We start from the raw sequence: 15,154 nt of genomic DNA, 5'->3' as shown, positions 1-15,154 counted from the left end.
ATTATGCGGAACAAGGCCATCTATCTATCTATATGTTTTGCCTTACTCGGCTGGGCAGGTTGGGCACAGGACATTTCGGAAAGCAAACCGCCCAAGGTGGGCCTTGTTTTGAGCGGTGGAGGCGCCAAGGGACTCGCACACATCGGAGTTTTAAAGGTGATCGAGGAGGCTGGAATCAAGGTGGACTACATTGGCGGCACCAGTATGGGCGCTATTGTCGGGGCACTGTATGCTTCCGGGTATTCCGCAGCCCAATTGGATTCCATTTTTAGAAGCACCGATTTTACCGATTTGATCCAGGACAATGTACCCCGTAGCGCAAAGACCTTTTACGAGAAGGAGGATTCCGAGCGGTATGCTCTTTCGCTGCCTTTTGAGAATTTTAAGGTATCCTTTCCGCAGGCCATTTCTGGTGGGCAGAACATTTATAATCTGTTGGTCCAATTACTTTACCATGTGAAGGATGTGGAGGATTTCAAAAAACTGCCCATCCCATTTGTGTGCATTGCCACCAATGTGGAGACTGGCGAAGAGATAGTGTTGGACAACGGCTATCTTCCCGAAGCCATTGTGGCCAGTGGAACCTTTCCTTCCCTTTTTGAGCCTGCGGAAATCGAAGGGCAAATATTGATCGATGGCGGTGTGGTGAACAATTATCCCATAGGTCAGGTTCGGGAAATGGGAGCGGATTTGATCATTGGGGTGGATGTACAACATGATTTGGTAACTAGGGAATCACTTTCCTCTGCCACCGAAATCTTGCTACAGATCAATAATTACCGCACGGTGAACGATATGAAAAAGAAATCGAAGGAAACGGATGTGTACATTCGGCCGGAAATTGACGAATTTTCGGTAATCGATTTTGAAAAAGGCGGTCAAATCGTGAAGAACGGAGAAGCAGCTGCCAGAAAAAGAATGGATGAACTCCTTCAAATTGCCCAGAGCCAAAAGGGTACGCCCCCTCACAGAAAAAGGATCCAACTGGTGGATAGCTTAACGATCAACCGTATGATCATTGAAGGAAACGAACAATATACCCGTGGCTACATCAAGGGAAAACTACGCTTCAATCTTGCGGAAAAAATTTCATTCGATGACCTTCGACAAGGTATCAACAATCTTTCGGCCACCGGAAATTTTATGGCCATTCGGTATGATCTTATTTCCAACGGACTGGGTACGGACTTGATTTTGAAACTAAAGGAGGACCCCACCAAAATGTTCATCAAAATGTCGGCACACTATGATGATCTTTACAAAAGTGCCGCTTTGATCAACCTCACCAAAAAGAACTTTTTAATGAAGGACGATGTAGCCTCTTTCGATTTTATTTTGGGGGATCATATTCGGTACAACATGCAATATTATTTGGACAAGGGGTACTATTGGAGCTTTGGGGTCAATTCCACGTTAACGGATTTTGACACGGAAACCGATTTTTCGTTGATACAGGGAAATTTTGATGTGCTCAACGACCCCAGCATCCAACGGATAAATCTGGATGTTACCGACCTTACCAACCAAGTATACCTTCAAACATTTATAAAGGAAGAGTTTGCCTTTACCATTGGTGCGGAACACAAGTTTTTGAACTATAGCACAAGAACGTTGGGACAGTTGGAAGAGAATGCAGAGTTGGAAGTCGCCACATCCGGAAATCAAAGAACCAATTTTGAAAACTCCAACTATTTTAGCGCCTACTCCCAAATAAAACTGGATACCTACGATGATAAATATTTTCCGACGAAGGGACTACTATTTGATGGGGATTTTCATTTTTATGCGTTTTCTTCTGATTACAACGATAACTTCTCCGAATTTGCCGTGGCTAAGGGAAAGTTTGGGGGCGTGTTCTCCCCAATCCACAATTTGAGCGTTACTTTGGAAGCAGACACAGGGTTTAAGCTAGGAACATCCCAAGTAGCTTCCTTTGATTTTGTATTGGGAGGATATGGAAACGATTTTGTGAACAATTTTATACCATTCTTTGGGTACGATTTTCTGAGTTTGCCCGGCAATAGCTATATCAAGGGATTAGGACGGTTGGATTACCGTTTTGCACCCAAGCACCATGCCTTGTTCACGGCAAATTATGCCAACGTAGCAGATGATCTTTTCCGGACAGGTGAGTGGTTTGAAGAGCCTAGTTTTTCCGGCTATGGCATCGGTTACGGATTTGAATCTTTTTTAGGCCCCATCCAAGTGTTTTACTCGTGGTCTCCTGAAATTGATTCGAGCAATGTTTTCTTCAGTGTAGGGTATTGGTTCTAGTACAAATCACATGATCAAACCCTAGGGTTCTCTTAATAGTTTGCCAAAAAATCAGCTAAAACCAATCAATATCTTAGGGGTTTAGTTAAAGTCCGTTAAAATCACTTTTTTCTGAAAAAGCTTGCCGTATCTTTGACCCACATAAGGGGTGGTTCCCTTATAACTTTAAGTATTGGTTTTTCATAATTTAAAGTTTGGTTGGTTATTTAGGAAAAGCCCAGTCTTGAGACTGGGCTTTTTTTTGTTTATACTATTTTGGAATAAGTTTTGTTTAAGTATATGTGAACAGCGTAGCCCCCTAACGTGATTTTACTAATTTTATGACCATGAAATTGCATTTGAAAAAGACAATAATCGCCTTACTCCTGCTTGTAATGGCCCTTCCGGTGATGGGACAGAGTTCGCAGCCAGCCTTTAAACCAGGGGAGTGGTTGAAATTTAGGATACACTATGGTATTCTAAATGCAAGTTACGCGACCATGCACCTTACCACCGAACAGCTTAATGGGGTTCCGGTGTACCATGTGGTGGGCAGGGGAAAGACCACGGGCTTCGCGAGCATTTTTTTTAAGGTGGACGATACCTACGAAAGCTATTTTGGAATGGACAATGGCAAGCCGTACAAGTTCATTCGAAAAATCGATGAGGGTGGTTACACCAAGGATATCGAAATAGAATTTGATTACGAAAAGGACAAGGCGCTGCTGATTGACAATAAAAATGGTACACAGCAGGATTTTAAGATCCACGACCAAATTCAGGATTTGATTTCCGCTTCCTATTATTTACGGAGCAACTATAATCTGGAAGAATTTGAGGTTGGCCAATCCATTAATTTGGATATGCTCTTCGACGACGACGGTGTTTTTAAGTTCCAATTAAAATATTTGGGAAAAGATACCATCCGTACCAAGTTTGGCAAGGTGGAATGTCTTAAATTTAGGCCGCTGGTTCAATCCGGTCGTGTTTTTAAGGAAAAGGAGAGTCTTACGCTTTGGGTTTCCAATGATTGGAATAAATTACCCATCAGAATAAAGGCCGATTTGGCCGTTGGTTCCTTAAAGGCCGATTTGGATGGCTATAATGGACTCAAGAACCAGTTTAAAATAATAATGGATTAGTTCGGTGTTTCATGGACAAGGATGCAAAAATCGCTTCCCAAATCAATAAGTTAGAAGAGAAGTACAAAAATTCAGGTCAGGACCTGAGCTCCTATCTGGATGGTCTGTTGTACGAAAGATATCTAACCTACTGGGATTATATCCATTTGGATACCCTGCTCAGCCTTCAGGTGCCACGAACGCATTTCCCCGATGAAGAAATCTTCATCATGTACCATCAGATTACCGAATTGTACTTTAAGCTCATCCTTCACGAAGAAAAACAGATTGTCGAGGATAAATCCCAGGATGTAGCTTTTTTCATAGAAAAGGTCCGAAGAATCAATAGCTATTTCAAGGCGTTGATTTCTTCGTTCAGTATAATGATCAAGGGAATGGAGCGCGAGCAGTTCCTTCGTTATCGGATGGCATTGCTTCCGGCGAGTGGCTTTCAATCGGCTCAGTATCGCATGATCGAATTCTATGCCACACCCTTGCAGCATATGGTACATCCCTCCGAGCGGGAATCATTTTCATCGGAAAACAGCATCGAAGAGCTTTTTGAGCATGTGTATTGGAAAAAGGGTGCCACGGACCTGGAAACAGGCGAAAAGACCTTGACCTTGAAACAATTTGAGGTGCGGTACACCCCACGGTTGTTGCGAATAGCCAATCAGGTGAAGGACAGCACCGTATACGATAAATATTTACAGCTTCCGGATGCATCCCGATGCAATGAAGAGCTGATTTCGGCGTTAAAACAATTAGATCTGAATGCCAACGTAAATTGGCCATTGATGCACATGGGTTCGGCCCATCGATATTTGGCAAGGGAAGGTAAGGATGTAGAGGCGACCGGGGGCACCAATTGGAAGGACTATTTGCCGCCCAGTTTCCAGAAAATAATTTTTTTCCCAACTTTGCATTCCAAAGAAGAGTTGGATACTTGGGGAAAACAATGGGTGGACCACGTGTTTAACCCGGCAAAAAGAGAATACAAGGAATAGAAGAAAAATGCGGAAAATTATTGGGGCAATGGTGGTGCTGACGGTGTTGGCATCATGTAAACAAACTAAGGAACCGGTTGAAGAAGTGGCAAAAGTGGAAGTGATCGAAAAGCTTCCAGAACTCCATTATGGTTTCAATCTGGATGAGTTCAATGTAGTGCGCGATACAGTGCGTAACGGCGATAGCTTTGGTGAACTCATGCTCAAAAATAAAGTGGACTACCCCAAAATAGCGGCCATCTCCGAAAATTATAGGGACACTTTCGACGTTCGAAAAATCATGGTGGGCAAACCCTATCTCATTCTAAAATCCAAGGATACTTCCGAAGTGGCCAAGGTTTTTATCTATCAAAATGATCGAATAAACTACACTGTGGTGGACCTTCGCGATAGCGCTGTTGCTTACAAGAACAAACGAAAGGTTACCCTAAGGGAGCGCGAAGTAGGAGGCGTTATCAACAGCAGTCTATCCGAAGCTATGGATAATTTGGGGGTAGATTATAGCGTAACCATTGGGCTATCCGAAATTTATGCCTGGACAATCGACTTCTTCCGACTGGAAAAAGGGGATAAGTTTAAGGTGGTTTTTGATGAACGTTACATTAACGATACCATTTATGCCGGTCGTGGGCCCATTAAAGCAGCACTTTTTGAACACAAGGGGAGGACTGTTTATGCATTTCCCTACGTGGCCGACAGCGTGAACAACATTTTGGATTATTTTGATCAGGATGCCAACAATTTAAGGAGCACCTTTTTAAGGGCGCCCATCAAATTTGGATACAGATTGTCCTCACGCTACAACCTTAAACGTAGAATTGCCTACTATGGTTACAAAGTAAGGCCGCACAAAGGAACAGATTATGCTGCTCCTGTGGGCACGCCCATTGTGGCAACCGCTGATGGAACCGTTACAGAGTCAACCCGAAGAGGAGGTAATGGCAAGTACGTCAAGATAAAACACAACAGCATTTACAGTACCCAATACCTTCACATGAAGGCGCAGAACGTCAAACGCGGAGAATTTGTTCGGCAAGGCGATGTAATCGGATGGGTAGGGATGACCGGAAATACGGGAGGCCCACATGTGTGTTACCGTTTTTGGAAAAATGGAAGACAAGTCGACCCCTTAAAAGAAAAGTTGCCCGAAGCCGACCCCATTGCAGATTCATTGCGCACCGATTATATGGCGCATATAGCCCCTTTAAAAGAGCAATTGGATTGTATTGAATTTGTAGACCCCACACCAACAGAACCCGAAGAAACCCTAATATCATACACCCAGTAATGGCATTACCCACAATTGACCCCACTACCACCCAAGCCTGGAAAAAGCTACAACAACATTATCAAGAAACAAAAAACGTACACTTAAGGGAACTGTTTTCAAAAGAAGAAGGTCGGGGACAAAAGTTTTCGATCCAATGGAACGATTTCTTGGTGGACTATTCAAAGAATAGAATTACAGAAGAAACTTTGGAATTGCTACTGCAACTTTCCAACGAAGTAGGGTTGCAGGATGCCATAGGGAGCTATTTTGGTGGGGAACTCATCAACCAGACCGAAGGCAGGGCAGTACTGCATACAGCACTGCGGGCCAAAAAGGGTGATACGGTAATGGTGGATGGCGTCAACATCGTAGATGAGGTTTTTGAGGTGAAGGAAAAAATAAAATCCTTTTCCAACGCTGTCATTTCTGGAGAACGCAAAGGACACACGGGAAAGGTATTCACCGATATCGTGAACATTGGTATAGGTGGGTCCGATTTGGGCCCCGTTATGGTTACCGAGGCCTTGAAGTTTTATCAAAATGACTTAAAGACCCATTTTGTAAGCAATGTGGATGGCGATTTGGTTCACGAAGTGTTGAAAGAGCTCAATCCTGAAACCACATTATTTGTCATAGTATCCAAATCGTTTACCACCCAGGAAACGCTGAGCAATGCACTGACCATTAAAAAATGGTTCCTGAAAAATGCATCCGAAAAGGATGTTGCCGATCATTTTGTGGCCGTCTCTACCAACCTTGAGAAAATCAAGGAATTTGGTATAGCCGACGACAATGTGTTTCCGATGTGGGATTGGGTCGGAGGCAGATTCTCCCTGTGGAGCGCGGTTGGACTTTCAATTGCCTTATCTGTGGGTTACGAAAACTTTGAAGCTCTTTTGGATGGAGCCCACGAAATGGATGTACATTTTAAAGAAGCCCCTTTCCAAGATAACATACCTGTGCTACTGGGACTGATCAGTGTTTGGTACAATAACTTTTATGGCGCAGAAACCGAGGCCATTATTCCATACACCCAATACCTGCACCGTTTTTCGGCATACTTGCAGCAAGGAATCATGGAGAGTAATGGAAAGAGTATGGACAGAAATGGAAATCGGGTGGGCCACGAAACAGGAACCATCATCTGGGGCGAGCCAGGGACCAATTCACAGCACGCTTTTTTCCAACTGATCCACCAAGGGACCAAATTGATTCCAACAGACTTTATTGGATACAAGAAATCATTGCACGGAGATGTTGACCACCACAATAAGTTGATGGCCAACTACTTTGCCCAAACAGAGGCATTGATGAACGGTAAAACCGCCGATGAGGTCAGGGGAGAGCTCGAATCCTCGGGATTATCGGGCGAGGAACTGGAAAAATTGCTGCCCTTCAAAATTTTTGAAGGAAACAAGCCCACCAACTCTATTCTAATCGAAAAATTGACCCCGAAAAGTCTAGGTGCTTTGATTGCCCTTTACGAGCATAAAATATTCGTTCAAGGGGTAATCTGGAATATTTTTAGCTACGACCAATGGGGCGTGGAATTAGGCAAGGAATTGGCCAAAACCATTTTATTGGACATTGAGAATTCAGAAATTGGCAAACACGACAGCTCCACAATGCACCTTTTGCAATTTTTTAAGGGGTAGGTTGCCATCTTTTCAAATCCTTCGAAAAAACCTAAACAATTGTCTGTCAAAGAACTCTAAGTGTTAATTTAGTGTTAAGTATATTTGCATGATTTTAACTTTGGCTTAATCGCAGTGTGTCAAAAATGGATCACATTTGCAGCGCTAATTAAACACTTAAACACTGAATTAAATGAAAAGAATCTACTTGGCTATTGCGGCCATTCTTTTTACCGCAACAGCATTTGCACAAGGGGTTACCACGTCTTCTTTGGGAGGTCAGGTAACGGACAACGTTGGAGAGCCTTTGCCGGGTGCGTCAATCGTTGCAGAACACGTGCCATCCGGGACAGTCTATGGTGCTGCTACCGATTTTGATGGTTTCTACCGTATTTCAGGTATGAGAACCGGTGGACCTTATACCATAACTATTTCCTATGTCGGTTTTAATGAAATCGTAAAGGAAAATGTCTTCTTAAACCTTGGTTCTACCGAAAGAATCAGTGTCGAAATGGCAGAAGCAGCTACGGCATTGGACGAAGTGGTACTCACTGGAGTATCAAGTGGAGTTTTTGGAGCCAACAAAACAGGTACGGAAACAAATATTTCTCAGCGACAAGTGGCTACCACTCCTGCAGCTTCCCGTTCATTGGCGGATTTTGTGCGTTTAACACCACAAGCACAGCTGTCTGAAGGTGATGATGGTTTTTCCATTTCACTTGCTGGTCAGAACAACCGTTACAATGCCATTTATATTGATGGTGCCGTAAACAATGACGTATTTGGTTTGGCAGGTTCCGGTACCAACGGAGGACAGACAGGAGTAAACCCACTTTCCGTTGATGCGATTGAAACATTCCAGATCAACATCGCTCCTTTTGATGTAAGACAGTCTGGTTTCTCCGGAGGTTCCATCAACGCTGTAACCCGTTCAGGTTCCAACGAATTTGAAGGATCTGCATACTACTTCACCAGAAATGAATCTTTGGCAGGAAAGACGCCAGGTGCATTGGTAAATGAAGGAGATGATAGAGAAAAACTAGCGGAATTCTCTGCTAACACCTATGGTGTTCGTTTGGGTGGTCCACTTATTGAGGACAAACTCTTTTTCTTTGTGAACTACGAAAGAGGTGAAACTGAAACTCCTCAACCTTTTACATTCAGTAACTACACAGGTCGTGCTTCTGAGGCAGATCTAGCAGGGTTGAGTTCATTCCTTCAAAATACCTACGGATACAATCCTGGTATTTTTGATAACAACACCCGTACATTGGAAAGTAACACATTGGTGGCCAAATTGGACTGGAACATCAATGAAAACCACAACCTTTCTTTGCGTCACAGCTATGTTGGTGCGGAAAACTTGGAAGCAAGAAACTCCGGTAACAGAAACATTGGTTTCATAAACGGTTCAGAGTTTTTTGAATCTACAACCAACTCTACTGCATTGGAGTTGAACTCTCGTTTCAGCAATAAATTCAGTAATAACTTGGTAGTAGGCTTTACTGCCGTACGTGATGACAGGGATCCTTTTGGACAGCCTTTCCCAACAGTTGACATCCAAGATGGAGACGGATTCATCTCCTTTGGTTCTGAGCCATTTTCTACTGCCAACTTGTTGAATACTGACTATTTGACTATTACCAACAACTTCAATATTTACGCAGGAAGGCACACCATTACACTAGGGGCCAACGCGGAATTTGCAACGGTAAAGAACTTGTTCTTTGCCTTTAACTACGGGGATTATACCTTCGAAGATCAGTTCGACGATGAGGGCAATCTACTTTCTTCTGGATTGAACCAGTTCTTGACAGGTCAGAATGCTGATGTATATCAGCATGGGTATTCTTTGGTAGGTAACGGTATCAACGGTGATGAGTCTGCAGGTTCTGCTGATTTTGAAACCGAGCAATATGGAGTTTATGTACAGGATGAAGTAGATGTTACCGATAACTTTAGAGTGAGCTTTGGTGCTCGTATCGATATTCCTGTATGGAGAGACGGTCCTGTAAATGAAGACTTCAATACTCGTACAGTAGGATTATTGGAAGCTGCTGGAAAAGACCTTCAAGGTGCTCGCGTTGGTCAACAAATTAGCAATGCTGTATTCTCTCCTCGTCTAGGTTTCAACTGGGACGTGAATGGAGATAGAACCACTCAAATTCGTGGGGGTCTTGGGGTATTTACTTCTAGATTGCCATTGGTATGGCCAGGTGGTAGCTACAACAATAACGGTGTTACCGGTGGATTCATGTTCGAGTTTGGACAACCATTTGAAGCCGACGTTAACAACCAATTTGAAGACCCAGCTCCAGGTTCAGGTGGTGTTGGTGGAAACATTGACTTGATTTCAGCTGATTTCCAGCTACCTCAGGTTATGAAATATAACTTTGCCATCGACCAAAAGCTTCCTTGGTGGGGCTTGATTGCCTCTGCTGACTTCTTGTACACAGATGTAATCACAGATATCTATTATGAGAACTTGAACATCGGTGGGCCAGAAGGATTTTACCAAGGCGCTGACAACCGTCCGTTTTACAATCGTAGCAATCGAATTGACGGTACATACCAAGGTATTTATTTAGCATCAAATACAGGTGGAGGAAATGCTACAACAGCTACCTTTACCTTGACTAAGCCTTTCGATAACGGTTTTGCAGGTTCGGTATCCTACTCTTTCAGTGAGTCCAACAAAATCTTTGATGGTACTTCTTCACAAAACAGTTCTCAATGGAGAAATATCCAATCAGTAAACGGTAAAAACTCCAACTTGCCTGTTACACGTTCAGATTTTGCTGGTGGTAGCCGAATTTTGGCCAATGTTTCTTACCAATTGGATTGGAACGAGAACGTAAGCACAACTGTTGCTTTGCTGTATACTGGATCTCAAAATGCTCCATACAGCTTTACGTATAATGAAGGACGTGATTTGTTGAACGATGACTCTAGGGACAATGCCTTGATTTACATCCCAAGAGATGCTTCTGAAATTCAATTCTCTGGTGACGAAGCGCAGCAAGCGGCTCAGTGGGAGCAATTGGATAATTTCATAAGCAGCATTGATTACTTGGACGAAAACAGAGGAGGTTATGCTGAGCGTAACGCTGAAAGAGGTCCGTGGAGCCATATTCTTGACTTGAAGGTTCTCCAGGATTTCAAGATTAAGTTTGGAAATACCAAGCACACCTTCCAGCTTTCTGCCGATATTTTCAACTTCACCAACCTTTTGAACAAAGATTGGGGTCGATTGAAGTTCGTGAGAAGCGCTGTTAGCCCGTTGACAACTGTTTCTACAGGAGACACTCCTGTATTCAGTATCAACCAAGGTGTAATGGATGAAAATGGAAACCCTGACTTCATCGAATTCGATGATCGAGGTATTCAGTCATCCAGATGGCAAGCACAATTGGGTATTCGATATATCTTTAACTAAGGATATACTAAATATAGAATTAAAGCCCTTCGCCATGGCGAAGGGCTTTTTTATCTCTAAAATTCCGTATTTTTAAACCACTTAAATTCTACCTAATGGAAATCATCAAGAACCTACACTCTTATTTGGCCTATGTGGTGCTGGCCGTTTTAGTATTGGCCGTCGTGAATGCGATAGCGGGCTGGTTGGGCAAAAAGGATTTTACCCTGCAAAAGGACTTTCGTATCAGTTTGTTCGCCTTAATTCTAAGCCATATTCAATTATTGATCGGGCTTATTCTATATTTTGTTTCCGGCAATGGACTTAAGGCCATCCAAACCCTTGGAATGAGCGGATTGAACGCTCCAGCGCGCTTATTGGCCGTGGAACATCCATTTACGAATATCATTGCCTTGGTATTGATCACCATCGGTTGGTCCAGACATAAAAAGTTGATGGAAAGCCAGCGAAAGTTCAAGACCATTTCTATTTTTTACGGTTTAGGCTTGCTGCTTATTTTGAGCCGTATCCCGTGGGCACAGTGGTTCGCTTAATTTCATTCCCGCGGAGGCGGTAATCTTACTCCGCTTCCTTCAACAAAAACAAGTACACAGGAAAATGGTCGCTATAACCAGCCGTATAGCTACCACCTGAGTAGGTGCGTAGCGGATAGCCCTTAAAACGTCCTTGGTCTGTTCGCATAAAGGCAGGCGCAAAAATACCGGCTTTCCAAAAAGAAAGATTAGTACGATCTTCTGTCACCAAATTCGAGGTGAAAAACAGTTGATCGAACAAATTCCATTTGTCTTGATAGGCAAGGGAACCAATGCCCTTTTTATAAAGCATCTCCATGGGGTTGTACAGGTCCATACTGTCCAACTGCTTTATCTTTCCTTTGGTTTTCAAGATGGTTTTCAAACTGTTGTCAGTGGGGTCGTCGTTTAAGTCGCCCATGGCGATGACTTTTGCATCTGGGTCCAACGTTTGTATGGAATCGATAATCCGCTTGTTCAGCAATGCCGCCCGTACACGAAAAGGTTCGCTCCTGGCTGCCCCACCTCTTCGGGAGGGCCAATGGTTCACCACAAAATGGAACTTTTCGCCATCCATGGTGCCACCTACCACCAACTGGTCTCTCGTATATTTGCGTTCCCCTAGATCATCAAACAATAAAAGCCTATGGCTTTTGAAGGATGAAGGAATAAAGGAAGCCTTTTTGTAAAGTAAGGCCACATCAATGCCCCGCTCATCGGGGGAATCAAAATGGATAATGCCATAATCCTTGTCCCGTAAATTCGGATGCTGGACCAAATCTTCAAGCACATCCAGGTTTTCCACTTCACAAAGCCCCACAATGTCCGGGGAAGTTTTGGAGGTGTCAGCCCCAATTTGGGAAATTACATGGGAGAGATTGTCCAACTTTTGCCGATATCGCTCCTGGGTCCAGTGATAACGGCCCTCAGGCGTTCGGTCGTCATCAAAGGTAAGGGAGTCGTTTACCGTGTCGAACAAGTTTTCACAGTTGTAAAAAGCAACGGTCCTAATGATGTATGTCTTGGACTTTTGTCCGTAAAGTGAGGTCGATATTAATACAAGTAGGCATATTAATAATCGCATTCTATTTTGATTTTGTAGCTAAAATAAGTAAGATTGTACGCTTTCTTGCAATTTGTACAGCAATTACAACCCCTTTTTTATTCATTAACCTACAATAAGCTATGAGACTAGCCGTACTCTGGGCTGTAGTCTGTTGTTGCCAAGTGCTGTACGGGCAACAACGTACTCGGGTTACAGGCCAATTAATGGACAAGGCGTTGGATGTTCCCATTTCCAATGCAAACATCATTTTGGAAAGCAGTTCCCAACAATTTACAGTAAATGCCAAGGGTGAGTTTGAACTAATCTTATCGGAAACAGGAGAACAGATGCTCCAAATTTCCGCTTTGGATTTCATCACCAAGCGATATTCCATTTATTTGGATGGAAACCCCATTGATTTGGGCATTATTTATTTGGAAAGAGACATTGCTCGTGAACAAACGGATAACCTGATTACGCTTACCGAAGGAGACCTTTCGGATGACTTTGAATCCGTTTCCAGTACCATGGGATTGTTGCAGTCCACCCGGGATATTTTTTTAAATCGTGCCGCTTTTGATTTTGGACAGGCCTTTTTTAAGGTCCGGGGATACGATTCCCGAAATGGAATGGTGCTCATCAATGGAATTCCAATGAACAAATTCTTTGATGGCAGGCCGCAGTGGAACAATTGGGGCGGACTTAACGATGTGGTCCGCAATCAGGAATTTACCAACGGCCTTTCCATTAACCCTTACTTGTTTGGCGGAATTTTGGGAAATACCAACATCAATACCCGGCCATCTGGTCTTCGACCAGGCTTGCGTTTGTCTTCTTCGCTTTCCAACCGAACCTACAATGGCAGGCTTATGGCCACGTATAATTCGGGGGAAAGGCCAAGCGGACTTTCGTATTCGGTTTCGGCCTCGCGCAGATGGGCCAATGAAGGTTATGTAGAGGGCACCCTGTACGATGCGTATTCCTTTTTTGGAGCTTTGGAATATCAGTTCAATCCCAAGAACAGCATTGCATTTACCTCAATTTTGGCGCGAAATCGAAGGGGGCGTTCCTCTGCCATGACCGAAGAAGTCTTTGATTTGATGGGTGCCCGGTATAATCCCTACTGGGGCAATCAAGACGGGAATATCAGAAACTCTAGGGAGCGGGAGATATTTGAACCGATTTATCTGCTCAATTACACCTTGGATACCAAAAAGTTGGACTGGAACCTTGGAGTTGCCTATCAAACAGGCACGAATTCTCGCAGTAGGCTGGGCTATTACAACGCACCAAATCCCGACCCGACCTACTACCGTTATTTGCCGAGCTACTACATCAACAGTTCCATAGGAGCGGATTTCGTGAATGCCAACTTGGCCAAAGAGGCATTTTTGGAAGACCCGCAGCTCAATTGGGAGCAACTCTACACCGCTAACACCAATAATGACGACAAAGCGGCCTACCTGCTCTATGATGATGTAACAGAAGATAAGACTTTAACGGTATCTACAAGTTTCAACGCTCACCTTGGTGATTTGATACAGCTGGGTTTGGGAGGAAATTATAGGAGTACGTCCTCCGAAAACTTTGCTGAAATCCAAGATTTGTTGGGTGCGTCATTCCATGAAGATTTGGATACCTTTTCCGATACCTTGAACGATACCCAAGGCGATTTACAGAAAACGGAGGGAGAAAAGTTCAATTATCACTATAATTTGGACGCTTCCCAACTGAAAGCCTATGCACAGCTCCAACTGACTTCCAAAACATGGGATGGGTTTGTTTCTGCCGCCTATTCCAATCAGCAGGTACAGCGCAACGGTTTCTTTACCAACGAGCGTTATCTGGAAAATTCCTTTGGGCCTGGCAATCAAATTTCTTTTTCCAATCTATCGTACAAAGCTGGTTTGACCTATTTCCTGAACGGCCGACATTGGTTTACCGCAACTGCAGCGCAGATGGAACGGCCACCCATTGTTCAGAATATATTCATCAACCCGAGGGAGAACAATGAAACAGTGCCTGATCTGCAGCAGGAAGCGATAAGCAGCGTGGATTTGGGCTATTTTGTCCGGTTGCCCAATCTAACGGGGCGAGTAAGTGCTTTTTATACGCGGTTTCAGCACACCACCGACATCAATTTCTTTTTCGTGGATTCGGGATTAGGTTCCGATTTTGTGCAGGAGGTCATCACTGGATTGGATAGGTTGCACAAGGGCATTGAGTTCGGCTTTGAATATGAGGCTTCCTCCAGTGTAAAGTTGACCGCGGCCGGAAATTTTGGCGAGTACACCTATGCCAGTGACCCATCCATTCAAATTAATTTTGATACGGCCGGCCCTGAAGAGGACCTCATTGCGCCCGAAGGTACCATTGATTTGGGTGTTGCCGACCTTAAGGACCTCAGACTGGCACAAGGTCCACAAACCGCCATCGCTCTCGGGGTATCCTATCGTTCGCCCAAGTATTGGTGGGTCAGCGCAACGACCAATTACCTCACCAATAATTATATTAACCTTTCCGCCATCACCAGAACTCCCAGTTTTTTGATTGACCCCGAAACGGGCGAAACCTTTCCCGATGCCACCGAGGAAAATGTGCGCCATCTCTTGCGGCAGGAACGTTTGGATGATATCTACCTGCTCAATCTAGTGGGTGGCAAATCGTGGCTGGTGGGCGGAAAATACATCAGCCTTTTTGCCAGTGTGAACAATCTGTTTAATACGGTTTTCCGCACTGGCGGCTATGAGCAGAGCCGTAACGGGAACTTTGGGCAGATGCGGCAGGACAATCAGAGCGGTTCGCCCTCCTTCGCACCAAAATATTGGTACAGTTACGGACGCACCTATTTTTTGAATTTGGCTATCAGCTTTTAA

At 44.0% G+C, this 15,154-nt stretch carries 9 protein-coding genes; 8 read left to right on the top strand and 1 reads right to left on the bottom strand.

Translation table 11 applies throughout. From position 1 onward, the window contains the following. Positions 1–3 precede the first annotated feature (3 nt). The 7 genes from RBB12_RS01645 (at position 4) to RBB12_RS01615 (ending at position 11,254) form a co-directional block, all read left to right on the top strand. Positions 4–2,274: a patatin-like phospholipase family protein gene (locus RBB12_RS01645; protein ID WP_306012534.1), complete on the top strand. Its 2,271-nt coding sequence runs from the start codon at positions 4–6 to the stop codon at positions 2,272–2,274. Positions 2,275–2,648: 374 nt separating this feature from the next. Further along, positions 2,649–3,395, top strand: a complete 747-nt coding sequence (locus tag RBB12_RS01640; protein WP_409553422.1) for a DUF3108 domain-containing protein — start codon at positions 2,649–2,651, stop codon at positions 3,393–3,395. Positions 3,396–3,406: 11 nt separating this feature from the next. After that, a complete protein-coding gene (locus RBB12_RS01635) occupies positions 3,407–4,381 on the top strand; it encodes a tryptophan 2,3-dioxygenase family protein (RefSeq protein ID WP_306012533.1) in 975 nt (324 codons plus the stop codon). 7 nt (positions 4,382–4,388) lie between these two features. Beyond that, complete coding sequence (locus RBB12_RS01630; protein WP_306012532.1) at positions 4,389–5,669, top strand: peptidoglycan DD-metalloendopeptidase family protein; 1,281 nt, start codon at positions 4,389–4,391, stop codon at positions 5,667–5,669. Next, a complete protein-coding gene (pgi, locus tag RBB12_RS01625; RefSeq protein ID WP_306012531.1) occupies positions 5,669–7,306 on the top strand; it encodes a glucose-6-phosphate isomerase in 1,638 nt (545 codons plus the stop codon). The genes RBB12_RS01630 and pgi overlap by 1 nt, the downstream gene beginning before the upstream one ends. A 172-nt stretch (positions 7,307–7,478) precedes the next feature. Beyond that, positions 7,479–10,721, top strand: coding sequence for a TonB-dependent receptor (locus RBB12_RS01620; RefSeq protein WP_306012530.1), 3,243 nt, complete (start codon positions 7,479–7,481; stop codon positions 10,719–10,721). A gap of 95 nt (positions 10,722–10,816) precedes the next feature. Continuing rightward, positions 10,817–11,254 carry a hypothetical protein gene (locus RBB12_RS01615; RefSeq protein ID WP_127140179.1) on the top strand — a complete coding sequence of 146 codons (438 nt, stop codon included), beginning with the start codon at positions 10,817–10,819 and terminating at the stop codon, positions 11,252–11,254. A gap of 25 nt (positions 11,255–11,279) precedes the next feature. Here RBB12_RS01615 and RBB12_RS01610 read toward each other — a convergent pair whose 3' ends face one another. Then, the gene (locus RBB12_RS01610) at positions 11,280–12,317 is read right to left on the bottom strand and encodes an endonuclease/exonuclease/phosphatase family protein (RefSeq protein ID WP_306012529.1); all 1,038 of its coding nucleotides are present in this window, start codon (positions 12,315–12,317) and stop codon (positions 11,280–11,282) included. A gap of 101 nt (positions 12,318–12,418) precedes the next feature. Here RBB12_RS01610 and RBB12_RS01605 point away from each other — a divergent pair, with 101 nt between their 5' ends. Further along, complete coding sequence (locus tag RBB12_RS01605; protein ID WP_306012528.1) at positions 12,419–15,154, top strand: TonB-dependent receptor; 2,736 nt, start codon at positions 12,419–12,421, stop codon at positions 15,152–15,154.

It is taken from the genome of Allomuricauda sp. MMSF_3307 (assembly GCF_030733585.1).
Classification (GTDB): Bacteria; Bacteroidota; Bacteroidia; order Flavobacteriales; family Flavobacteriaceae; genus Flagellimonas.
Note: the sequence above shows the minus strand (reverse complement) of the source record. Positions and strands in the feature narration are given on the sequence as shown.